17 protein-coding genes, 1 tRNA gene and 1 pseudogene are annotated in these 24,075 nt (G+C 37.1%); 2 read left to right on the top strand and 17 right to left on the bottom strand.

The window, feature by feature from the left end; translation table 11 throughout:
• The 8 genes from nusA to ACYIAJ_RS09520 all read right to left on the bottom strand — a co-directional run bounded on the left by nusA (position 1) and on the right by ACYIAJ_RS09520 (position 9,035).
• Positions 1-1,476, bottom strand: coding sequence for a transcription termination factor NusA (gene nusA, locus ACYIAJ_RS09555; protein ID WP_483558927.1), 1,476 nt, complete (start codon positions 1,474-1,476; stop codon positions 1-3).
• A gap of 16 nt (positions 1,477-1,492) precedes the next feature.
• Entirely contained in the window at positions 1,493-1,954 is a 462-nt protein-coding gene (rimP, locus tag ACYIAJ_RS09550; RefSeq protein WP_091345968.1) for a ribosome maturation factor RimP, read from the bottom strand.
• A 188-nt stretch (positions 1,955-2,142) separates the two neighbouring features.
• Positions 2,143-2,219 (bottom strand) — tRNA-Met (locus ACYIAJ_RS09545).
• A 208-nt stretch (positions 2,220-2,427) separates the two neighbouring features.
• Complete coding sequence (gene trpA, locus ACYIAJ_RS09540; protein ID WP_483564693.1) at positions 2,428-3,234, bottom strand: tryptophan synthase subunit alpha; 807 nt, start codon at positions 3,232-3,234, stop codon at positions 2,428-2,430.
• The gene (gene trpB, locus ACYIAJ_RS09535) at positions 3,231-4,424 is read right to left on the bottom strand and encodes a tryptophan synthase subunit beta (RefSeq protein WP_483558931.1); all 1,194 of its coding nucleotides are present in this window, start codon (positions 4,422-4,424) and stop codon (positions 3,231-3,233) included. The genes trpA and trpB overlap by 4 nt, the downstream gene beginning before the upstream one ends.
• Positions 4,425-4,437: 13 nt before the next feature.
• The gene (trpCF, locus tag ACYIAJ_RS09530) at positions 4,438-5,826 is read right to left on the bottom strand and encodes a bifunctional indole-3-glycerol-phosphate synthase TrpC/phosphoribosylanthranilate isomerase TrpF (protein ID WP_483558933.1); all 1,389 of its coding nucleotides are present in this window, start codon (positions 5,824-5,826) and stop codon (positions 4,438-4,440) included.
• A gap of 15 nt (positions 5,827-5,841) precedes the next feature.
• A complete protein-coding gene (gene trpD, locus ACYIAJ_RS09525) occupies positions 5,842-7,473 on the bottom strand; it encodes a bifunctional anthranilate synthase glutamate amidotransferase component TrpG/anthranilate phosphoribosyltransferase TrpD (protein WP_483558934.1) in 1,632 nt (543 codons plus the stop codon).
• Positions 7,473-9,035, bottom strand: a complete 1,563-nt coding sequence (locus ACYIAJ_RS09520; protein WP_483558936.1) for an anthranilate synthase component 1 — start codon at positions 9,033-9,035, stop codon at positions 7,473-7,475. The genes trpD and ACYIAJ_RS09520 overlap by 1 nt, the downstream gene beginning before the upstream one ends.
• Positions 9,036-9,604: 569 nt before the next feature.
• Here ACYIAJ_RS09520 and ACYIAJ_RS09515 point away from each other — a divergent pair.
• Both ACYIAJ_RS09515 and ACYIAJ_RS09510 read left to right on the top strand, forming a co-directional pair.
• Positions 9,605-10,513, top strand: a complete 909-nt coding sequence (locus ACYIAJ_RS09515) for an SPFH domain-containing protein (protein WP_483558938.1) — start codon at positions 9,605-9,607, stop codon at positions 10,511-10,513.
• A gap of 117 nt (positions 10,514-10,630) precedes the next feature.
• Positions 10,631-11,095 carry an NfeD family protein gene (locus tag ACYIAJ_RS09510; RefSeq protein WP_483558940.1) on the top strand — a complete coding sequence of 155 codons (465 nt, stop codon included), beginning with the start codon at positions 10,631-10,633 and terminating at the stop codon, positions 11,093-11,095.
• A gap of 65 nt (positions 11,096-11,160) precedes the next feature.
• Here ACYIAJ_RS09510 and yqfB read toward each other — a convergent pair whose 3' ends face one another.
• The 9 genes and pseudogenes from yqfB to ACYIAJ_RS09465 all read right to left on the bottom strand — a co-directional run.
• Positions 11,161-11,469: a N(4)-acetylcytidine aminohydrolase gene (gene yqfB, locus ACYIAJ_RS09505; protein ID WP_483558942.1), complete on the bottom strand. Its 309-nt coding sequence runs from the start codon at positions 11,467-11,469 to the stop codon at positions 11,161-11,163.
• Positions 11,470-11,549: 80 nt separating this feature from the next.
• On the bottom strand, positions 11,550-13,217 hold the full coding sequence (locus ACYIAJ_RS09500) for a bifunctional metallophosphatase/5'-nucleotidase (RefSeq protein WP_483558943.1): 1,668 nt from the start codon (positions 13,215-13,217) through the stop codon (positions 11,550-11,552).
• A 247-nt stretch (positions 13,218-13,464) separates the two neighbouring features.
• Complete coding sequence (locus tag ACYIAJ_RS09495; RefSeq protein WP_483558944.1) at positions 13,465-15,612, bottom strand: carbon starvation CstA family protein; 2,148 nt, start codon at positions 15,610-15,612, stop codon at positions 13,465-13,467.
• A gap of 276 nt (positions 15,613-15,888) precedes the next feature.
• On the bottom strand, positions 15,889-16,611 hold the full coding sequence (gene btsR, locus ACYIAJ_RS09490; RefSeq protein ID WP_483558946.1) for a two-component system response regulator BtsR: 723 nt from the start codon (positions 16,609-16,611) through the stop codon (positions 15,889-15,891).
• Positions 16,605-18,305 (bottom strand): LytS/YhcK type 5TM receptor domain-containing protein, encoded by a 1,701-nt coding sequence (locus ACYIAJ_RS09485; RefSeq protein WP_483558948.1) that lies wholly within the window; start codon positions 18,303-18,305, stop codon positions 16,605-16,607. The genes btsR and ACYIAJ_RS09485 overlap by 7 nt, the downstream gene beginning before the upstream one ends.
• 53 nt (positions 18,306-18,358) lie before the next feature.
• On the bottom strand, positions 18,359-20,641 hold the full coding sequence (gene bglX / locus ACYIAJ_RS09480; protein WP_483559010.1) for a beta-glucosidase BglX: 2,283 nt from the start codon (positions 20,639-20,641) through the stop codon (positions 18,359-18,361).
• A 262-nt stretch (positions 20,642-20,903) separates the two neighbouring features.
• Entirely contained in the window at positions 20,904-21,395 is a 492-nt protein-coding gene (locus tag ACYIAJ_RS09475; protein WP_091346008.1) for a YajQ family cyclic di-GMP-binding protein, read from the bottom strand.
• 119 nt (positions 21,396-21,514) lie between these two features.
• Positions 21,515-22,339 (bottom strand): 2,3,4,5-tetrahydropyridine-2,6-dicarboxylate N-succinyltransferase, encoded by an 825-nt coding sequence (gene dapD / locus ACYIAJ_RS09470; RefSeq protein ID WP_091346009.1) that lies wholly within the window; start codon positions 22,337-22,339, stop codon positions 21,515-21,517.
• Between the two features lie 1,269 nt (positions 22,340-23,608).
• A pseudogene (locus tag ACYIAJ_RS09465) lies at positions 23,609-24,075 on the bottom strand (hypothetical protein); the annotation flags it as partial.

Here is a 24,075-nt window from a genome sequence, read left to right as displayed (position 1 = left end):
TTATTCATCTGCAAACCAACAAATATTACGTGCAGCCATAATAAAATCGCCAGCTTGTTTGCTTGTTAAGCCTTCAATATCGGCTAGATCTTCGGTACCTTGTTCTGCTAAATCTTCCAAAGTAATGATGTCATGTTGCACTAATTGATAAGCTAACTCTTGTGTCATACCTGGCAGATTAAGTAAATCTTGAGCAGGTTGTTTGTCGCCACTATTTGCTAGTGCAAGTGTTGTTAATGCATCTTTTGCTCGGTTTCTTAATGCTTCAACTAGTTCTTCATCAAGGTCTTCGATTTCAAGCAATTCATCAACAGGTACATAGGCAAGTTCCTCAAGCGAGGTAAAGCCTTCTTCAACTAATAGCTGTGCAAGCCCTTCATCAATATCAAGATGTTTAATTAGATTATTGATTGCTGCAAAAGATTCTGCATGGTGTTTTTCTTGCAAATCTTCGGTACTCATTACGTTTAATGTCCAACCAGTAAGTTGAGACGCTAAACGGATATTTTGACCATTTCGACCAATGGCTTGTGGTAAGGTGTCTGCATTTACCGCGACGTCCATGGTATGTTTATCTTCATCAACAACGATCGAAACCACATCAGCTGGTGCCATGGCATTGATGACATATTGTGCAGGGTTATCGTCCCATAAAACAATGTCAATACGTTCTCCACCAAATTCATTCGATACAGCTTGAACACGCGCTCCACGCATACCGACACAAGCCCCAACAGGGTCTATACGACGGTCATTACTGCTAACAGCAATTTTAGCACGTGAACCAGGATCTCGAGCTGCACCTTTGATGTCGATCATCTCTTCACCGATTTCAGGCACTTCAATGCGGAATAATTCTTCCATCATTTCGGGATTTGAACGGCTAATGCAAAGTTGTGCAGGTTTATTATTCTGTTCTACAAGATATAAAATCCCTCGAACACGATCGCCAATACGGAAATTTTCACGCGGTAGCATATCATGGCGTGACATCATAGCGTCAGCATTGTTGCCTAAGTCAAGAATCACGCTGTCACGATTGGTTTTTTTGACAATACCTGTCACAATGTCGCCAATACGATGTCTAAACATGTCAATCACCATGGCACGTTCTGCTTCGCGCACTTTTTGTACAATCACTTGTTTAGCCGTTTGCGTGGTGATACGGTCAAAAGCAACTGACTCAATTTGCTCTTCAACATAATCACCTAGTTGCACTGATGGATCTTCGTATTGTGCTGCATCTAATGTAATTTCTTTCGTTGGTTGGGTCACTTCGTTAACGACTTGCCAACGACGGAAGGTGTCATAATCGCCAGTTTTATGGTCAATTTTTACAACAACATCAATATCAACAGCATGTTTCTTTTTAGTGGCCGTTGCTAATGCAGTTTCTAACGCTTCGAAAATTTTGTCGCGCGTAAGCGCTTTTTCGTTTGATACCGCTTCAACAACAGCTAAAATTTCTTTATTCATCCTTTACATCCGTACTCTATTTAAGGTTAAAATTAGGTACAATGTTTGCTTTTTGTATATTGCTAAAAGCAAACACTTCATCATTATCGTCGACAGTTAATGTAATCATTCCACTATCGATAGACTTAATTCGTCCTTTCCATTTGCGACGGTTAGCAACAGGAATACGCAAACTCACTGTGACCTCTTCGCCAACAAAACGCAGGTAATGTTCAAGCGTAAACAAAGGCCTGTCCATTCCCGGCGATGAAACTTCAAGATTGTAAGCATCTTTGATAGGGTCTTCGACATCCAGTACTGCACTAATTTGTCGGCTAACATCAGCACAATCATCAACCGTTATACCATTTTCACTATCGATATAGACTCGTAGTACAGGGTAACGACCACGAATATACTCAACCCCGACTAATTCAAAACCAAGCGCATTAACTGGCTCTTGGATAATGTTGGTTAATTGCTGTTCTATATTAGCCAAACAAACCTCCACTGCAAAAAATAAAAAAGGGCATAAAGCCCAACATTTCTTTTAAACTTACGTTTAAATCATAACACAAAAAAAACCTCGACATGCGAGGCTTACATTTAAATACTAACTATAATGAAGCCACTTCATTCGAACTTTCACACAATAACAGGATAGATTGGTATGAATGAAAATTTAAGTGGTTGCGGGGGCTGGATTTGAACCAACGACCTTCGGGTTATGAGCCCGACGAGCTACCAAGCTGCTCCACCCCGCGATAGATGAATGAGAATTATACGTTATTTTGAATAAAATGCAACTGCAAATCACTGTAGTTTTATTCATATGCTTAAAATCATGAAAAAACATTACACGCTAATTTTAGCGTGTTTAATAATAAAACAAGGCATAACCGATAAATTTATATTAGCACAATAATTCGCATTTCAATGCAACTATTTATGCTAATAATTCAGTTCGATAAATTACTTATGAGTTGCCTTTTTCATAGTTTTAACAAAATTCGCTAACTGGTTAAGCATTTGTTCTGGATTATTAAGGTTTTCCTCAATAATTTTAACAGTTGCAGATCCACTAATTGCTCCTGCCGCACCTGATTTAATCGCTTCGCTTACTTGATCAGGTTCAGAAATACCAAATCCTTGAATCGCAGGTGGCGCGCCAAATTTGGTTAATTTTTGTAATAAATGAGTAAGTGGTTTATTCGCGCGATTTTCAGCACCAGTAACACCTGCACGTGAGACCAAATAGGTATAACCTTTACCATGCTTAGCAATATTCTTAATGACTTCATCATCAGCATTAGGTGGACAAATAAAAATTGGCGCTATATTGTATTTTTCTGCTGCCCCTGTAAATTCTTTTGCATATTCAACAGGTAAATCGGCAATCAACACCGAATCAACTCCCGCTTTGGCGCACTTGGCATAAAAATTGTCGATACCTTTTTTGAAAACTAAATTAGCATAAATAAGTAACCCTATTGGGATATTAGCATGTTGCGCTCTCACATTAGCTAAAATATCAAAACACTTTTCAACGGTTATTCCACCTTTGAATGCACGAATATTAGCATTTTGGATGGTCGGACCATCGGCCATCGGATCTGAAAATGGGATCCCAAGCTCTAACGCATCGGCGCCAGATTCGATTAATGTTTGAATAATGTTAAACGATAGATCTGGCGTAGGATCCCCAACGGGAACAAAAGGAACAAAAGCACCTCGATTTTCAGCGGTTAACTGAGTAAACAGTTTTTGATAACGGTTCATTCCACTTCTCCTTTTGCTTTTAAAATATCGTATACGGTAAAGATATCTTTATCGCCTCGCCCTGAGAGATTAACAATTAATAGCTGTTCTTTCGTTGGGTTTTCTTTAATCATTTTCATGGCATAGGCTAATGCATGAGACGATTCTAATGCAGGAATAATACCTTCACTACGCGACAAAGCTTTAAAAGCGTCCAACGCTTCATCATCGGTAATTGAAACATAATCAGCGCGCCCAATGCTATCTAAATAAGCGTGCTGAGGCCCAACCGATGGGAAGTCAAGTCCTGCTGATATTGAATATGATTCTTCAATTTGCCCTTCGTCTGTTTGCATCATTGGCGATTTCATACCAAAATAAATCCCCAATTTACCATGTTTAAGCGAAGCTCCATGTTCACCAGACTCGATACCATGACCACCGGGCTCAACACCTATTAATCTGACCGATTTATCGTCAATGAAATTAGCAAACATACCAATGGCATTTGAACCACCGCCAACACAAGCAATCACCGCATCTGGCAAACGCCCTTCTTTTTCAAGAATTTGCTGTTTTGCTTCACGGCTGATCATTTGCTGAAATTCACGCACAATGGTTGGAAAAGGATGCGGACCCGCTGCTGTACCGAGCATATAATGGGCTTTTTCATAACTTCCAGACCAATCACGCAATGCTTCGTTACAGGCATCTTTTAAGGTTGCAGATCCTGTTTCAACGGGGATCACTGTTGCCCCCATGAGTCGCATTCTAAAGACATTAGGTGCTTGGCGTTTAACATCTTTCGCACCCATATAAATTCGGCATTTTAAACCCAGTAATGCACAAGCTAAAGCTGATGCAACTCCATGTTGACCCGCCCCCGTTTCAGCAATAATTTCGGTTTTGCCCATTCTTTTAGCAAGCAACGCTTGTCCTAAAACTTGGTTCGTTTTGTGCGCACCGCCATGTACCAAATCTTCCCGTTTTAAATAAAGCTTGGTTTTCGTGCCAGCGGTTAGATTTTTACATAAAGTTAATGCAGTTGGTCTGCCAGCATAGTTGACTAATAAATCGTTAAATTCTTTTTGAAAGTTAGGATCATTGATTGCCGAAATAAAGGCGTCCTCAAGTTGCTCAAGTACTGGCATTAATATTTGGGGAACATATTGTCCACCAAATTCGCCAAAATAAGGGTTTAATTTAGACATAACCATTCCTTTTTTAAATTAAAATTTGTTCAAATGCAGCTTGAATTTTCTGTTTATCTTTAATTCCTGGTGAAACCTCAATCCCTGAATTAAGGTCAACCCCCATCACGCCTGTTGCTAAAGCTGCCTTTATATTTTGTGGGTTAATACCACCAGCTAAAATGACATTATTTAAATTGTGATCAGCAAGCATTGTCCAATCAAAACATTTACCCGTGCCTCCAACTCCATTATCAAATAGATAGCGTGAAACTAATGGATTGTTATGTTTGGGGATGGTGCTTCCAATACTTAATGCCTTCCAAATTTGGCAAGTTTTAGGTAATTCTTGTCGCAACGTTTCGATATAGTTTTCATCTTCATCACCATGCAGTTGGACTGCATACAAGGATAACTGTTTTGCTATTTGGCATACGGTTTCAATCTCTTCATTTCGAAAAACACCAACCCAATTCAGTGGTGCAGAGGCAATAACAGATCGTGCCTTAATTGGCTGTATATAACGCGCTGAATTTGGCACAAAAATCAAACCACCATAGACAGCACCAACTTGATAAACATTTACTGCGTCTTCGGCGCGTGTTAAGCCACAGACTTTATTTTCACCTAATATTACTTTGCGAATTGCCAACGTTAAGTTTGGTTCAGACATTAACGCACTACCAATTAAAAATCCATGAGCGTAATGGCTTAATTCTTTAACTTGATTATGAGTATAAATACCTGACTCACTAATAATAATGCGATCGTCAGGAATTGATTTAGATAAAACTTTTACCCGATTTAGATCAACCGTTAGATCCCTTAAATTACGATTATTAATACCAATCACTTTAGCACCAAGCTTGATTGCACGTTCAACTTCCGCATCGGTACTTGCTTCAGTCAGTATACCCATATTAAGTTGATGAGCAATTTTACTTAAATGATCATATTCATCATCGTTCAATACAGATAGCATTAATAGTATTGCGTCTGCTTGATAATAACGCGCTAAATAGATTTGATATTCATCAATAATAAAGTCCTTACAAAGCACAGGTTGTGTCACTTCATTACGAACTATTGGCAAAAATTCAAAACTACCTTGAAAATATTTTTCGTCAGTCAGCACCGAAATAGCCGAGGCATAATCTTTATAAACCTTAGCAATACTAGCGGGATTAAAGTCATCCCGAATTAATCCTTTTGACGGTGATGCTTTTTTACACTCTAAAATAAAGACAGTTTCAGATTGATTTAGCGCTTGATAAAAATTGCGATCACTTGGGGATATCACTGATTTAAAGGTATTAAGTGGCTTTACTGCTTGCTGCTCAGTTAACCAAATTTGTTTATCCTCAATGATCTTTTTCAATACTGTTGCCATTTCAACATTTTTTGCTAATGCTGCAATTACCATATTATTCTCCACTCATTATCTTGCTGCTAATTGTTGTAATAGCGTATAAGCTTTTCCGCTGTGCATCATTTCTATTGCACGCTGCGCATTTTGTTTTAAGTCTTCTTCACCAAACAAACTCATTAGCATCGCGACATTAACAGCAATGGCTGCCTCGTGAGCAGGTTTACCATGACCTTGTAAAATGGCAATCAACATATCACGATTCTGTTCTGGTGTCCCGCCTTCAATATCTTTTAAGGTAAATGTTGGCAAGCCAAAATCATCTGGTGTAATTGTGAAATAATGGATTTCACCATTTTTAACTTCAGCTACTTGAGTTGCTCCATGAATGGCAACTTCGTCCATTCCTGCACCATGCACCACATAAGCATGGGTATAGTTCAACATTTTTAATGTTTCGGCAATCGGTTTAATTAAATCAGGATGATACACACCCAATAAAATACGTTTAGGACGAGACGGGTTTATCAATGGTCCTAATACATTAAAAATAGTACGTGTTTTTAACTGTTGTCGAATAGGAGCCGCATGACGGAAGCCTGAATGATATTGCTGGGCAAACAAAAAGCAAACCCCTAGTTCATCTAACGCTTGACGTGACGCTTCGGCAGACATATTTAATCGAATCCCCAAAGCCGATAACACATCTGAAGATCCCGATTTACTTGATACGCCACGGTTACCATGTTTTGCCACTTTATACCCCAATGCCGCTGTCACAAAGGCACTGGCAGTTGAGATATTAATACTATTAGTGCCATCCCCGCCAGTTCCGACAATATCGGTAAAATCGTAATCGGGAATATCAAAAGCATCAGCATTTTCAAGTAAAGCCTGAGCGGCACCAGCAATCTCATCAGGTTTTTCGCCTCGAACTTTCATACTAATAATTGCACTCGCCAATATCGTTGGTTCAATTTTTCCTTGAATAATTAAATTAAATAATACTTTGCTTTCTTCTTGGCTTAATGTTTGTCCTAAATACAATTTATTAAGTGTTGGTTGAATATTGTACTCTTGCTTGTCTACAATAGCTTCTTGCTTTGGTTTTTCCTTTTTTTGTTTTGGGTTAAGTGCCCATTTAATGGTTTGCTCTAATAATTTTACCCCTTGGATGGTTAAAATCGATTCAGGGTGAAACTGAAACCCACAAACGCGATCTTCATCATTACGCACCGCCATAACAACATTGTTACAAAGTGCATTAATAGTGAGTGTTTTGGGAATGTTTTCCCCTTTTAAGGAGTGATAACGTGCAACAGGTAGTGGATTTGGTAATCCTTTAAACATCGCCTGCTCATCGTGTTCCATCAACGATGCTTTACCATGTAATATATCACCGGCTGGCACAATACTACCGCCATAAGATTCAACAATTGCTTGATGTCCAAGGCAAATACCGATTATCGGCAATTTTCCTTTTAAACGTTTAAGCAGTTCAGGCATACAGCCAGCTTCGCTCGGAGCTCCAGGACCAGGGGATAACATTAGAATAGGATTTTGCATTTGTGACAATTTTTCAATAATTACATCAGTTGCAATCGTGTTTCGATAAATGGTCACACAATGTTTGTTATTACGTAATTGATCAACTAAGTTATATGTAAAAGAATCAACATTATCAATAAATAAGATATTAGCCATTAGAATTCACCTTCTACATGATGTGCTGCCATAATCGCGTGGATGACGGCTCGCGCTTTATTACGCGATTCATCAGATTCAGATTGTGGATCTGAATCCAAAACCACACCAGCACCAGCTTGTATTGTTGCAACACCTTCTTCTACGTACGCACTACGAATCACAATACAAGTATCCAAATCACCATTAGCAGTAAAATAACCGATCGCACCACCATAACTACCACGTTTGACTTTTTCAGACTCAGCAATTAATTGCATTGCCCTAATTTTTGGCGCACCCGTTAATGTCCCCATATTCATAGTAGCTTGATAAGCATAAAGCGCATCTAAATCATCACGCAATTGTCCAACAACCCGCGAAACTAAATGCATAACAAACGAATAACGGTCCACTTTTAATAACTCTTTGGTGTAACGAGTACCTGGTTTACAAATGCGGGCTAAATCGTTACGCGCTAAATCCACTAACATCAAGTGTTCAGCCAGCTCTTTTTTATCTGTACGCATTTCAAGCTCTAACCGGCTATCTAAGTCATAATCAATCTCGCCATTAACGGTTAATCCTCGTGGACGAGTGCCCGCAATAGGGTAGATTTCAACCTGATTGGTTGCTTTAGTGTATTTAAGTGCACTTTCAGGCGATGCGCCAAATAATATAAAATCATTATCTTGCATATAAAACATATATGGGCTTGGGTTGTTATTTTTTAATACCCGATAAGCCGATAACGGTTCTGGACAAGGTAAAGTAAAACGCCGTGAAGGCACAGCTTGGAAAATTTCTCCCTGCTGAATCGCATCTTGCATCTTTTTGACAATCGTATTGAAATCATCATCACTTTTATTACAAGTCACTTCAATATCCGTCAACGACTGAGTACGAATCGGTTTTATCGGCTTATTTAATGTTTTTTGTAAATTTTCTAATTGTTGAGTTAATCGAGAAATCTCAACAGAATCATCCGTAAAAGCTGTCGCTTTTAAAATTGACTCATGATCTTGATGATTAATTTCTAATAGTGTTTCTGCCAAATAAAAACAGAAATCTTGGCAACGTTGATCTGTAGGTAAACTAGGTAAGTTCTCAAATCCAGAAACGAGATCATAACCAAATAGGCCACCGACAAAAACTGCATCTTGACCGTATTGTTCTGGAATATCCACAATAGTTAATAATGTTCGTAAGGAGTCAAAAACAGATAATGACTTTAACCGTGAGTCTTCATCTTGCATACTATCAATAGCAGGGAAAACCAATTTAAGTGTTTTTTCATCCATTTGAACATTGACTGGTTTATCCGAAAAAGAGTGTTGCAATAAAGGTAATAGCTTTTCACCATTTGTAGTCAATGCCTTAAAAGTGACTTCATTGTTTATTGCCGAAATGCGTAATGCACTGTCGATAATCATAACACTTTTAATACCTTGCTTATTATCAATTTCAGCTGATTCAAGCAACAATGTTGCCGGTTTGTTATTACATAATTGACAAAACACTTGAGTCGGATCTTGATAATAACCAATGGTTTTGGTTATCTGTGTTAATGTTGGCTTATTCATTGGTTGACTCTCTACATTTAAATTTTATTCAGATTTATGTGATATTGGCAAGAAGCTATAAAACCCGCCTTTAGTGGGCTTTGTAAAATAAGACAGTCTTATTACATCATCCTCAAAAATCACGCCCCAACAGCCAAAACGAGTTATTTTATTTATATTTAAGTGATGTTCTTGATGTTGCATAATTTTATTTATTTGAGTTACTTATTAAGTTTGTACTATTAAACTAGTTCAGTGATGCAATGTCAAGTGAATATTTTGTGCTCAGAAATAAAATTGGTATGGGAGGATAATAGCGATTTTTTATAAAGGACTCGATAAGGAATACATCATTAGAATAAAAGAGATCTATGCATAATTTATTATAAAAAAAATCTATTGAATTGTTGTTTATCTTTTGTGTTTTCATAATATCATTCAAGTCATATTAAGAAAAATTGAAATCATAAATTAACACATTCACTTCGCAATATTTTATATAATATTAATTAAAACTGGTCAAAAAATTCAATAACCTATAAAATGGTTGATTCATTTTTATTATAAATAATTATAAGGATTTTTGAATTATGCCAGTATTTTATATCGTCATTGGTGTTATTGTTTTACTCGCTTTAATTACGGTCTTAAAAGCAATTACCATTGTTCCCCAAGGTTACCAATATACCATTGAGCGTTTTGGTAAATATACTCATACTCTTGAACCCGGTTTAAATATCATTATTCCATTTATGGATGGTGTTGGTCGTAAAATTAATATGATGGAACAAGTGCTCGACATTCCGTCACAAGAAGTTATTTCAAAAGATAATGCGAATGTACAAATTGATGCAGTTTGTTTTATTCAAGTACAAGAAGCTGCAAGAGCTGCATACCAAGTTAATCAGCTTGAACGTGCTGTAATTAATTTAATGATGACTAATATCCGTACTGTACTTGGTAGCATGGAGTTGGACGAAATGTTATCACAACGTGATCATATAAACTCTAAATTGTTAAGTATTGTTGATGATGCAACTAGCCCATGGGGAATTAAAATTACTCGTATTGAAATCCGAGACGTTCGCCCACCAGCAGAACTTATTGCAGCAATGAACGCGCAAATGAAAGCCGAACGTAATAAACGTGCTGAAATCCTTGAAGCAGAAGGTGTTCGTCAAGCAGCAATTTTACGTTCAGAAGGTGAAAAACAATCTGAAATCTTAAAAGCAGAAGGTGAAAGACAATCTGCCTTTTTACAAGCCGAAGCGCGTGAACGTGCAGCCGAAGCAGAAGCTAGAGCAACTCAAATGGTATCTGATGCTATTGCTGCGGGTAATATCAATGCGATTAACTACTTTGTTGCGCAAAAATATACTGAAGCGCTACAACAAATTGGCTCTGCGGATAACAGTAAAGTTATTATGATGCCACTTGATGCGTCAAGTTTAATGGGCAGCATTGGTGGTATTGCTGAATTGATAAAAAATACTAAATAAAATCGATTCTTATACTTAGATATTTTTATACTTAAACATAGTTTTCCAACACTTTTGATAGGCATGGTCAATTCTATGTTTAAGTTTTTCCTGAATGGATTTTAAAGGTAATTGATAATGACTGATTTTTTTATGGTTATTTATAATTCTCCCCACTGGGTGTTTATTGCTTTAGGCGGTTTGCTGCTGATTGCAGAATTACTTGGCACTGGTGGCTATGGGCTTTGGAGCGGAATTGCAGCTATTATTGTTGGTCTAATTGCTTGGGTTTTACCACTTTGTTGGCCAATTTTGTGGATTTTATTTTCAATCCTAACGCTTATATCTGCCTACATTTGGTGGCTTTGGCTTCGAAAACAAGGGAAAGATAAATCTAGTAAAGGGGAAATCAATCAACCCCAACAAGATTTAATTGGAATTAAGACTGTTGTGACAGATGCAATTGTTAATGGTTCAGGACGAATAAAAATCAAAGATGGAACATGGTCAGCAAGATGCGATCAAGATCTTAAAATTGGTCAACGTGTTGAAGTTATCTCTGTTGATGGTTTGATTTTAAATGTACTTCCTATAAATCATTAATAACATGAATTAATTCTATTTAATTGTCAGAATAAAAATACGCACTAATAGTGCGTATTTTTTTGTTATAAAAGCGAGAAATGAATAACGAAAAAATGTTTTTCATTTGGATAAATATCAGAAATCACCTTTTTCAAATCACTTAACATCATATTCTCTTGTTTTGCATGTTCTTCCGTTAACTGTTCAAGAGTAACTGGTGTAACACTGATTATTTTTATAGTACAAAAATACTCGTCAGTTTCAAAAATGCCAACACGAAGCTTATCGCCTGCTTTAAAATGTGACTCTTTATTATCGCGGATAGTAATCACTTTTAAACCAGCTAAAATATCGGACTTAAAACGTTGATAAAAAGTAATATCATTTTGCATAGTAATTATCCTGCATAAGTAATCAGCCAATTTACTTATTGGCTGATTACTTATAATTATAAATTAACGAATAATGAGTATTAAGGTTCGATGCCGATGACTTTCCAATTATGATTAGACTCATCAGTAATTTTTCCTTTTTTCACTTCGATTATATATTTTATTGTCATATTACGTATAGTACCGTCTTCATCACCAAAAGCAGTACGAGAGTTCCAAATTGATTCAACTCTGCGTCCTTCTAATGGTCCCCCTTTTTTAACTAGCATTTCATAACGGTAAGCATTCATGCCAAGTTTGATTTTCATATCATCAGTAACAGGTTTACCATTAAGTAATGTTAAATCTTTAATTCTTTGCCCAACAGGTTGTCTTAGATCAATGATATACTTTACACCACCAAACATATCATAAGTCATATACTTTGATGCGCCGCGAATAGGATCATATTGGTAATTATTATCCGTCGGTTTTACTTGAGCAAAATAAGCCGCAGACCATTCCATATAATCTTTTAGATCTCTGCCAGTAACTTCAAAAATACTCGTTTCACCAGCTGTGTATTGATAATTATTGGCAATATCTTTACGCGCTATTTTACCCTTATTGAGCATAGCTTTTTTATTATCAACTAACACCGATGTCACATCAGCACCGCTATAATAAAGTTGCACTGAGTTCAACAAATTCGTTAATCCTGATTCTTCTAAATAAATTGCTGGAATGCCGTGAATCAATTGTTGTGGAACTAAATCGCGATCAGTTTCACCAATAACTTGATTCGAAATTTCTCTTAGCTGTTGGTGATACGGCGCATATATTTCTTCAATTACCGGATCGGCCGGGTAGGTTTTAACCGGCAAAGTTTCTGATTTTTTATGCTCTAGCGTTTTTCTATCTGCTTGAATATCAAAAGTTAGATCCACAACCGACACCACTGTTCCATAACGATGAGGTTCAGTAATTACAACATTATTAATTACTTCTTCACTAATATTTTGATGATTATGCCCGGCAATAATTACATCGATATCCGGCACTTGTTTTGCTATATCAGCAACACCAGTACCGGGTTTATTATTTTCATTATCTAATCCCATATGAGCAATTAGAACAATTGCATCAACAGATTGTTGTTTTAATTGATCAACCTGCTTTTTAATTTCTGGAATGGGCATTGTAAATTCCATCTGTTCAACATAACCTGTTTTATTTTCATATTCAGGTACGAATGGCGTAGTGGCACCAATAAACCCAATTTTAATACCCTCTTTTTCAATAATCGTTGAGGCCGGAAGGTAAGGCTTTCCTGAATTTTTGTAAAAAATATTGGCGGCTAGCGTTTTACCATTGAACTGCGAAATAATTTTATCAACAACTGGCATCCCAAAATTAAATTCATGATTACCTAAGACCATAATGTCATAGTTCATTGCATTTAGAGCAGCCATGGCAGGGTGCTTTTTAACATCGTAAAAACGTTCGATTTGATTATCTTGAATAATATCCCCCGCATCAACCAAAATAACATTAGAATGGGTATTGCGATACTCTTTAATAAACGATGAGATTTGTGCATAAGAACCCGAAGTATCAGTTTTATCTGTACCATAATTCCAAGGTACCATTCGACCGTGAACATCAGATGTAGCTAAAATGGATACATTAACTTCTTTAGCCAGAGCTTGAAATGAACAACTTAACACTAAAATGTTACATAATGACAATAATTTTTTGGTAATGGGCATCTTTATCTCCTATAAAAATGACACGAATTTTTTATTTTAATAAATAAACAAAAGTAATAATGTGATTTTTTTCACATTTAAGTTAAGTTACATTATCAAGCTAACTGTGAGATATTTACTGTTAAAACAAAGTATCGTTTATAAAAATGCCCAACAATATGAATATTGTTGGGCAAGCAATAATTTGATTAAAAGCTAATAAAGATAATAAGATGCTGAACTAACACAGCACCCTATTACTTAAAACCTAGTGCGACATCGATGTTTTTACACCGCCCTCAGGAATTGGCACATAAGCTGTTTCTTTATCTGTTCTGTGTTTATTATTACGTACTTTTAGTGCCGTTTTAATACCAAAGAAGATAATACCGTAAACAACCAGTAGGAATAAGATACTTAAGCCAGCATTGGTATAGTTATTAATAACAATGTGGTGCATATTATCGATTTGTTGCGCGGTTAAATCACTCCCTTCTGCAATGCGACGATTATATTCATTCGCTAAATAGAAGAAGCCTTCTAATTGAGGATCTTGACTAAATAACTTCAATGCTAATGCCCAAGTTGTACAAATTAACAACCATATAGCTGGAATGATCGTTACCCAAACATATTGAGCACGTTTCATTTTGATTAATACAACTGTTGCTAATATTAACGCAACCGCCGCTAGCATTTGGTTAGAAATACCGAATAATGGCCATAAGCTCTTAACACCGCCTAGTGGATCAACAACACCTTGATAGAGTAAGTAGCCCCATAAACCAACGCAACCAATTGTGCCAATAAAGCCGGCAACAAGTGAATCTGTTTTTTTCAAAAATGGAACAAAATTACCCAATAAATCTTGTAGCATAAAGCGACCAGATCGAGTACCAGCATCAAGTGCGGTTAAAATAAATAACGCTTCAAATAAAATACCAAAGTGGTACCAAAAGCCCATATTTGCGCCAGGTAGAATTTGATGGAATACATGCGCAATTCCTACGGCTAATGTTGGTGCACCGCCGGCACGATTTAACACTGAAGGTTCACCGATGTCTTTTGCAGTTTGGATAATTTGCTCAGGCGAAATAACAAATCCCCAAGAACTAACTGTTGCCGCTGCATGCGCTGTCACATCTTGTAATTGAGCCATGATCATCGGAGCATCGGCAGTACCAAGCTTATGCAGATCTGGCATAGTAATACCTAATGCTGCTGGCGGCGTATTCATTGCAAAATAAAGACCTGGTTCAATAATTGATGCAGCAACTAAAGCCATCATCGCAACAAATGATTCCATCAGCATTGCACCATAACCAATAAAACGCGCATCGTTTTCATTGGCAAGTAATTTAGGTGTAGTACCTGACGAAATTAATGCGTGGAAACCAGAAACAGCACCACAAGCAATAGTGATAAATAAGAATGGGAATAATGCCCCTTTCCAAACTGGCCCTGTACCATCAACGTATTGTGTAATAGCAGGCATTTTTAAATCAGGATTTAAAATAACAATACCAATGGCTAAACCTACAATTACACCGATTTTTAGGAAAGTCGCTAAATAATCCCGTGGTGCTAAAATTAACCATACAGGTAACATTGCAGAAATTAATGCATAACCAACCAATACATAAGTAATCGTTGTTGCTTTAAAGGTTAAAGCTGGGCCCCAATATGCATCATGAGCAATAACGCCACCAAACCAGATGGATAAAACAAGTAGTACAATACCAATAACTGATACTTCTGCTACTCTACCCGGTCGAATAAACCGCATATAGATCCCCATAAATAGGGCAATTGGTACAGTTGAACAAACAGTAAAGACACCCCATGGACTTTCTGCCAAGGCTTTAACTACAATCAGTGCTAATACCGCTAAAATGATCAACATAATTAAGAAACAACCGAATAACGCAATAGTTCCCGGTATTGGCCCCATTTCTTCTTTAACCATTTCTCCTAAAGATGAACCGTTACGGCGAGAGGATAAAAACAGTACCATAAAATCTTGCACAGCACCGGCAAAAACCACACCAGCAAGTAGCCAAAGTGTACCCGGTAAATAACCGACTTGTGCTGCAAGCACTGGGCCAACTAAAGGACCTGCACCAGCAATGGCAGCAAAATGGTGCCCAAAAAGTACATATTTATTTGTTGGGACATAATTTAAACCATCATTGTTAATGACAGCTGGCGTAGCACGAGTTGGATCTAATTGCATTACTTTTTTAGCAATATACAGACTATAGTATCGATATGCGACTAAATAAATCGAAACTGCCGCCGCTACAATCCAAAGTGCACTAATATGTTCACCTCGCCGTAATGCAACAACACCTAAACAGCATGCACCTACTAAAGCAAGGATGAACCATGGAATATGCTTAAAAACTTTATTATTCATAATGATTCTCTTTGTGATTTATAAGATTAATTAGTTCATTACTTAATACCATAATGCGTATAAAAAAATGCCGCGATAATATAGAACAAGTATTTTTTATATAAACAAAAGTAACAAGTAATATCTAAAGACCTTTTTGTGTTCGAGTGTATAGTAATTTTTTGCTCTTAAGAATGATAACCTTATTTGGGTTACAGGTTAGATTAAGAGTATGAGTGGTTAAAATTAGCAACTTAGCGGTAAAAGAAATAGTAATAAAGTAAAAAGATATTGAGATTATTGCAATCCCAATACCTCTTTAAGTGGTTTTAAATAACGACGGCTCACTGGCACCGAAACATCATTAATAAAAATAATATCAACACCACCTGTTTGATTAAAGCGAATTTCTTTAAGTTTTTTTAGATTAATCAGATATTGTCGATGGCACCTAACAAGATCGGTTTTATCTTCGAGTGTTTTTAGTGTTAATTCAGTTAGGTACTCATTATTTTCTTGATTAAATACATAAATACCACTCATTTTAGAGGAGATATAAAACACATCATCAAAATTCAATAAATAAATTCGGTTATACCCAACACATGGGACATATTTCAACTTTTGATTAACGCCATCTAATTGATTAATATTCCCAGAAAAACAATGATTATGCAGACGATATAAGGTTTTATTTAACCGTTCTTGTTCAATAGGCTTAAGCAAATAATCAAAAGCTTGTTCTTCAAAGGCTTTAACCGCAAATTCACTGTAAGCCGTTAAAAAGACAATCCTTGGCATAGTTTCAGGATCAAGCATTGATAACATTTCAATACCGTTTATTTTAGGCAATTGAATATCTAAAAATACAACATCAGGTTGAAGTCGATGAATCTCTCGAATCGCCTCAATGGCATTATTACATTCCGCAACGATGTTAATTTCGGAATCGCTTTCAAGCAAGCAGCGTAAATTTTCACGAGCTGGTAATTCATCATCAACAATAATAACATTTAACATTGAGTACTTGCATCCTCTTGCAAAGGTAATATCAGCATGACTTTAGTATATTCATCGGGTTTACATGCTATTTTTATACCATATTTTTCACCATAACGAATCTTAATTCTTTTATCAACTAAATTAAGCCCCAAGCCTTTAGTGTCTTTCTTATTTTCACGATAATGACCTGCGCTATCAATTACCTCCAAAACCAACGACTGTTCTAACTTATAAGCACTGATAGTCACGTTACCATGACCAAGCAATTGGGATGTGCCATGTTTAATAGCGTTTTCAACAATCGGTTGTAACGAAAAGGCAGGTAGTTGTGCATATTCTAATTTTTGGGGAATATCGATTTTTATAGTCAACTGATCCATAAAACGCATTTTCTCTATTTGCAAGTAGGCATTAACGTGCTCTATTTCATCTTTTAATGTAACGATTTCTTCCGTTCGCTTTAAATTTTTTCGGAAAAAGGTAGATAAGTTTTGCACGAGTTGCGATGCCTGTGTTTTATCACGACGAATAACAGCCAGCAATGTATTTAAGGCATTAAATAAGAAGTGAGGATTAACTTGCGCATGTAGCAATTTAATTTCAGTTTTAGATAATAGTTGCCTATAGTGCTCATTTTGCCCAGCTAAAATCTGTGCAGATAATAAACTGGCAATCCCCTCGCCGAGGGTTCGATTAATTGAACTAAATAATGTGTTTTTTGCTTCATAAAGCTTGATCGTGCCCATTACCGTATTGTTTTCCCCCCTTAGAGGAATAACTAGTGTCGATCCTAAACGGCAATTTTTATTTATTGAGCATTTGTAAGGCTCATGAGCCCCATCAAGGTATTGTACTTCATTCTTTTCGATCGCTTCTAAGGTACTATTAGATGTGATTAGTGTTCCTGGTAAATGATGATCATCACCAACACCTATAAAAGCCAATATTTTTTCTCTATCGGTAATTGCAACAGCGCCAATATCGAGTTCTTGATAAATAATTTCAGCTACTTTAGTGCTATTTTGCTGATTAAAACCGTCACGCAACAAACCTTCTGTACTAACAGCGATTTTTAATGCTTTGGCTGAAAAGGCTGAAGTATAACGCTCAAAAATCGCCCGCCTATCAAGCAAAATCCGCATAAACATCGCAGAACCAATGCTATTGGCAACAATCATGGGCGCGGCAATGCTCCTAACAGCATGCAGCACTACGTCAAAAGGTCGTGAGATAAGTAACACCAAAATCATTTCGAGTGATTCAACTAATAAACCTAATACACCAACTAGCAAAGGATTATAAATTAGATCAACTCGTCCCTTTTTCATTAACACATAATGTAGTAATCCACTAATTAGTCCAATTAAAATGGTAGATAACATACAACTTTCAGCGGTAATGCCACCTAAAGTATAACGATGAATACCGCCTGTTATCCCAACTAGCAGTCCAACGATGGGGCCACCAAGTAACCCTCCTAAAATGGCACCAATAGCTCGTGTGTTGGCAATAGTGTCCTCAATATGCAAGCCGAAATAACTTCCCATAATACAAAATAACGAAAAGATGCAATAACAAACTAATTTATGAGGCAAATGTACTGTCACTTGCATAAGAGGAATCACGATCGGCGTTTTACTTAGTAAATAAGCAATCACTAAATAAACACACATTTGTTGAAGAAGCTGTAGGACAAGATCAAATTCAAACATAATACTGATCACATAATAAAACCGTCGACCAATGCCGACGGAAAATTAAAAATTTATTTATCAAGCAAAGTGAAAGTTTTCTTATCTTGTGTTGTTGAATCGGAACCAATAAACACATTAAATTTGCCAGGTTCTGCAACATATTGCATTTTGTCATTCCAGAATTTCAACATATCATATTTAATAACAAATTTTACTTCGCCTTTTTCATGCGGTTTTAAAGTAATATTTTCAAAACCAATCAACTCTTTAACAGGACGACTCACTGATGCGGTCACATCTTGCAAATAGAGCTGAACCGTTTGCATACCTTCTTTATTGCCGATATTTTCAACATTGACATTAACAACAATTTCGCTATTTTTATTCATTTCAGAACTAGATAAAGAAAAGTCCATCGCAAAATTGGTATAACTTAAACCAAAACCAAATGGGAATAATGGTTCATTTGGACTATCAAAATACGAAGTCGTATATTTTCCCATATTTTCAGTACCGCGTGGACGCCCTGTATTTAAATGGCTGTAATAAACGGGAATTTGCCCAACATTATCAGGAAAAGACATCGGCAACTTCCCAGAAGGGTTATAATCACCAAATAACACATCGGCAATAGCATTACCACCTTCTGTTCCTAAAAACCAAGTTTCAAGCATAGCATCAGCTTGCGTATATTCTTCAGATAATGTTAATGGACGGCCATTCATTAAGACAATAACCAATGGTTTGCCGGTTTTTTTAAGCGCGCTAAGCAACTTTTTTTGGCTTGCTTGTAAAGAGAGATCTGTTCGACTTGATGATTCATGCGCCATGCCTTCGGCTTCACCCACAAAAGCAACAACGACATCCGCTTTTTTAGCGATACCAACTGCTTCAGCAATCATTTTATCCGCTGGTCTATGATCAAATTTAGTGGTCTCTTCATATAAATTTAAAAAACGATATAAATTTGCATCATCAGAAAGGTTAGCACCAAATGCATAACTAACGGATTTTGAATTATTAACGGCTCTTTTAATGCCTTCTAATGGCGTTACTGCCAAATTAGCACGACCGGCTCCCGACCAACTACCTAAAATATCGCGTTTTGAATCAGATAATGGACCAATAACTGCAATTTTTTTATTTTTAGCTAGAGGTAGGATTTCATTGGTATTTTTTAATAACACAATACTACGACGTGCCACATCACGGGCTTCTTCACGATGTAAACGATCATCAGCAAACATGGTTTCGATATCTAATTTTGGATCTAAATTACGATAAGGATCACTAAATAATCCCATATCGTATTTAAGTTCAAGCACATGGCGACATGCTTGATTAATTTCCTCTTCTGTAAGAGCACCCTCTTTAACCAATTCAGGAACAAATTGTAAAAAGTATTCATCATTCATACTAATATCGATGCCCGCTTTAATCGCAACACGTACAGCATCTTTAGGATCGCTAGCTACACCATGGTTGATCAATTCACGAATCGCACCATGATCACTCACCACAACACCATCAAAATGCCACTGATTGCGTAATACTTCGGTTAATAACCAATGATTCGCGGTAGCAGGAATACCATTAACACTCACGAGCGAAACCATCACCGAACGACTACCCGCATCAATTGCCGCTTTATAAGGCACAAGATATTCTTGGAACATTTTACGTTCGCTCATGTCCGTACTGTTATATTCACGCCCGCCTTCAACTGCACCATAAAGTGCAAAATGCTTAACGGTAGTAACTAATGATTTTTTATCAGAAAGAGATTGTTTTTGCATTTTTTCAACAAAAATACGTCCAGCCTCTGAAGAAAGATAAGGATCTTCACCAAATCCTTCTGACACACGCCCCCACCTTGGATCGCGCGTAATATCAACCATCGGTGCCCAAGTAATATTCAATCCATCCGAGGTTGCTTCGTCTGCCGAAACTTCAGCAGCTTTAGCTATCGCACTACGATCCCAAGTTGATGCAATACCTAAATTAATCGGAAACACTGTTCTATGACCATGAATAACATCAAACCCAAAATAAATAGGAATCTTATTAGGGGATTTTAAAGCACGTTCTTGCATTTGAGAAAGGTCAGGTTCAACTACAGTATTAAAAATACCGCCAATTTCACCTGCTTCGATTTGATCAAGTGCTTTACTCAATGTTAGATCACCGCCAACACTGACTAAACGCAGTTGTCCCACTTTTTCTTGGAGTGTCATTTTTGATAATAGATTATCAATAAAAACTCTCTTTTCAGCCTTTGTTTTACTATCAGGCTCTTGCGCAAACAAATGCATAGAAAAGATAAGAAAAAATAAAAACAGAGCTAATTTTTTCATCATAATAAGTATTGTTCTAATTAAGAAAATAGACATGTAAATAGCATAACGTATCCGTACAAAAAAATCTCGCTTTTTACACTACTTATATTTATGTTTTAAAGTATTATAGCCTTTATTTTATAAACAACGATGCAAAAACAAGAAATAAACTTAAACTTTCTTAAGATTGTTTAAATTTCTTTACAAAATACAGGTAAATAGCTATTTGGAATAGGATAATATTGCCGACAAATATCGGCAATATAAATTGAAAAGAAGATCAATCTCTAAAATTAGTAAACTGGAATGGTTGACCAAATTCGCCATTTTTGACTAAAGCCATAGTCGCTTGTAAATCATCGCGTGATTTACCTGTCACCCGAACCTGTTCACCTTGCACTTGAGCTTGCACTTTAATTTTACTGTCCTTGATAGCTTTCACGATTTTTTTAGCTAACTCTTTATCGATACCCTGCTTAAGTTTAACCGTAATGCTATAGAACTTACCACTGTGTTCCATTTCTTCAGGAATTTCAAGTGCACCACCATCAATACCTCGTTTAGCAAGTTTATCACGCAGAATATCGAGTAATTGTTGTACTTGGAAATCAGATTGGCTGGTTGCTTTGATCGTTTCATTCTTTTCATTTAACTCAAACGATGCTTCAACATTTTTAAAATCCCAACGGGTGGCTAACTCTCGAGTTGCATTTTCAACACCATTTTTAACTTCTGGCATTTGGATTTCTGAAACGATATCAAAAGAAGGCATAAATTCTCCTCTTCTTCTAATGGTTATAAACTTAGTGGTTATAAACAAAAATTAACAAGTTAATAAATAAAATCATAACCGCCTAACAAGCTAGGCGATTTTAAAACATAAATATAAAATTAATCAATCGTACGCAGTAATTCGTTAATGCCTACTTTACCTAAAGTCTTAGCATCTACTTTTTTCACAATAACTGCACAATAAAGGCTATATTTACCATCTTTCGTTGGCAAGTTACCAGAAACAACCACAGAGCCTGCTGGTACACGGCCGTAATGAACTTCACCAGTTGCACGATCATAAATTTTAGTACTTTGACCAATAAACACACCCATTGAAATGACGCTACCTTCTTCAACAATAACGCCTTCAACAATTTCACTACGTGCACCAATAAAACAGTTATCTTCAATAATCGTTGGATTAGCTTGTAACGGCTCTAAAACACCTCCAATCCCCACGCCACCTGATAAATGAACATTTTTACCAATTTGCGCACAAGAACCAACAGTCACCCATGTATCAACCATTGTCCCTTCATCAACATAAGCACCAATATTGACATAAGATGGCATTAACACAGTATTGCGAGCAACATAAGCCCCTTTACGCGCTATAGCAGAAGGAACAACGCGAAAACCTTCTTGTTGGAATCTTGCTTCATCATATTCAGCAAATTTTAATGGTACTTTGTCATAATAGTTAGTCGCGCCACCATTAATCAATTGGTTTTCGTTAATACGGAAAGAGAGCAAAACAGCTTTTTTCAACCATTGGTGAGTCACCCAATCGCCATTGATTTTTTCTGCGACACGCATTTTACCGCTGTCTAATAAAGCGATACATTGGTTGATTGCATCACGAGTTACAGTATCGACATTTGATGGTGTAATTTCAGCACGACGTTCAAATGCTGCTTCAATAATAGTTTGTAATTGTTGCATCTCTAATTTCCTTTAACTTATAAATCCGTTGGCAAATAATAAATGAGTAAACAGTATAATATAATATTCCTCGCTTTTTAAGTGGTTTAATCAAAACACCACAATCAATATCCAAGCAATCAAAAACAATCAAAATTTTAGTAAAGTCATAGGAAATCACAAAAAATAGAAAATAAAAACTTTAATAAAATCAATACCTTTCCTGACCGATTTTTGGCGGAAAATCAGGCCTTTTTGTTTTGGTAAATAGAATGAATTGGGTGCGGTGGTTTCGGACGTTTTGACCTTGGGTGAATAAAATAGCTCTCGTGACCACGTCCGAGCTAAGGGAATTAAAGCGAATTCCCTTAGCAATCCCGCGCTTGGCTGCAGAATGTGGCCTGCGGCTGCCCGACGCCGCCGCTCGGTCTTAACGCACCGGCTATTATCCGTTCCAGACGGAGAATAGCCTCGCCAAACATCCTTGTTTGGCGTGCTAACCTCGCTCTGTTGTCGGCACATTCTGACGCCGGAATAAGACAAACAACATAACCATCGTTTTTGGAATGTGTTGTTGTGTTTTTATAATTATATCATTGATTTTATTTAATTTTAAGTTGTCGTTAAAAAAAGGGTTTGGAGTGGTTAAATTGCTGTTATTAGGGTGCTATTCGTGGTTTTGTTGATTTGTTGTATGTCGGCGCTTTGCTTAGGTTGTGTAAGCCGTTGATTTTCCTTGAAAATACAAAAAATAAAAACTTCAATAAAATCAATACCTTTCCTGACCACTTTTGGGATGCTATTTCATTGCTTTTTTACACAAAAACAACTCACAAAAAAAACACCAAAGGTTATGCTGTTTGTCTTGTTCCGGCGTCAGAATGTGCCAACAACAGAGCAAAGTTAGCACGCCAAACAAGGATGTTTGGCGAGTTTGTGCTGCATCGGACAAATTTGAACACCTGAGCATAGCGAAGGTGGCCTCGTAGAGGCGAGTATCAGGATGATACGAGTAATCCCACAAACGGTGCGTTCAGACCGAGCGGCGGCGTCGGACAAATTTGTCTGGAACAAATTTGAACATCTGAGCACAGCGAAGATGGTCTCGTAGAGGCGAGTATCAGGATGATACGAGTAGTGCCGTAGGCCACATTCTGTAGCCAAAGCGTGGGATTGCAAAGGGAATTCGCTTTAATTCCCTTTGCTCGGACGTGGTCACTGTAGCTATTTTATTCACCCAAGTCAAAACGTCCGAAACCTTGCCGTACTATAAGGACTAAGATATAAAAGCTAAGGTGTGGTACAAACAGCATAGTAGCTGTAGCCGGCAAAGAAGTAGTCGACCTTACCGAAGGTCGTGCCGACATGGAAGAAGCGATTACCACTAAAAGCGTCGCTCGTCCAATAGGCGTAGTCGATGAAGCCCAAATCAGCGTAGCGGCTCATGCTGCCCCACTCAGAGAAAAAACCAGCCCCCATGTGACGCATGTAATGATCATCAAATGAGGTTGGTAAGGCGCCATCTATGCCATTTACACATGGGAAAAAAGGAAGCGCACCACACATCGCGTTAGTTAAATCCTTAATCTGTGGCAATCGATAACCCAAACTTCTACACCAAGTGGATTGGTTAGACAAGGTATCCCGTTTATTACCCCGATTGACGAACCACTGCTTTAACACAAATCCATACCGAACCTCATTACCTCGACCATCCCTACCGACCAACTCAAATGTCTGTGGCAAAGGTAGTACAC

The sequence above is a fragment of the Gilliamella sp. X-46 genome, assembly GCF_057063525.1.
This window is presented reverse-complemented; position numbering and strand designations above follow the sequence as displayed.

Coding starts and splice junctions, on each gene's coding strand:
- nusA (WP_483558927.1), bottom strand. CDS start 1,476: ATGAATAAAGAAATTTTAGCTGTTGTTGAAGCGGTATCAAACGAAAAA.
- trpA (WP_483564693.1), bottom strand. CDS start 3,234: ATGAACCGTTATCAAAAACTGTTTACTCAGTTAACCGCTGAAAATCGA.
- trpB (WP_483558931.1), bottom strand. CDS start 4,424: ATGTCTAAATTAAACCCTTATTTTGGCGAATTTGGTGGACAATATGTT.
- trpCF (WP_483558933.1), bottom strand. CDS start 5,826: ATGGTAATTGCAGCATTAGCAAAAAATGTTGAAATGGCAACAGTATTG.
- trpD (WP_483558934.1), bottom strand. CDS start 7,473: ATGGCTAATATCTTATTTATTGATAATGTTGATTCTTTTACATATAAC.
- ACYIAJ_RS09520 (WP_483558936.1), bottom strand. CDS start 9,035: ATGAATAAGCCAACATTAACACAGATAACCAAAACCATTGGTTATTAT.
- ACYIAJ_RS09515 (WP_483558938.1), top strand. CDS start 9,605: ATGCCAGTATTTTATATCGTCATTGGTGTTATTGTTTTACTCGCTTTA.
- ACYIAJ_RS09510 (WP_483558940.1), top strand. CDS start 10,631: ATGACTGATTTTTTTATGGTTATTTATAATTCTCCCCACTGGGTGTTT.
- yqfB (WP_483558942.1), bottom strand. CDS start 11,469: ATGCAAAATGATATTACTTTTTATCAACGTTTTAAGTCCGATATTTTA.
- ACYIAJ_RS09500 (WP_483558943.1), bottom strand. CDS start 13,217: ATGCCCATTACCAAAAAATTATTGTCATTATGTAACATTTTAGTGTTA.
- ACYIAJ_RS09495 (WP_483558944.1), bottom strand. CDS start 15,612: ATGAATAATAAAGTTTTTAAGCATATTCCATGGTTCATCCTTGCTTTA.
- btsR (WP_483558946.1), bottom strand. CDS start 16,611: ATGTTAAATGTTATTATTGTTGATGATGAATTACCAGCTCGTGAAAAT.
- ACYIAJ_RS09485 (WP_483558948.1), bottom strand. CDS start 18,305: ATGTTTGAATTTGATCTTGTCCTACAGCTTCTTCAACAAATGTGTGTT.
- bglX (WP_483559010.1), bottom strand. CDS start 20,641: ATGAAAAAATTAGCTCTGTTTTTATTTTTTCTTATCTTTTCTATGCAT.
- ACYIAJ_RS09475 (WP_091346008.1), bottom strand. CDS start 21,395: ATGCCTTCTTTTGATATCGTTTCAGAAATCCAAATGCCAGAAGTTAAA.
- dapD (WP_091346009.1), bottom strand. CDS start 22,339: ATGCAACAATTACAAACTATTATTGAAGCAGCATTTGAACGTCGTGCT.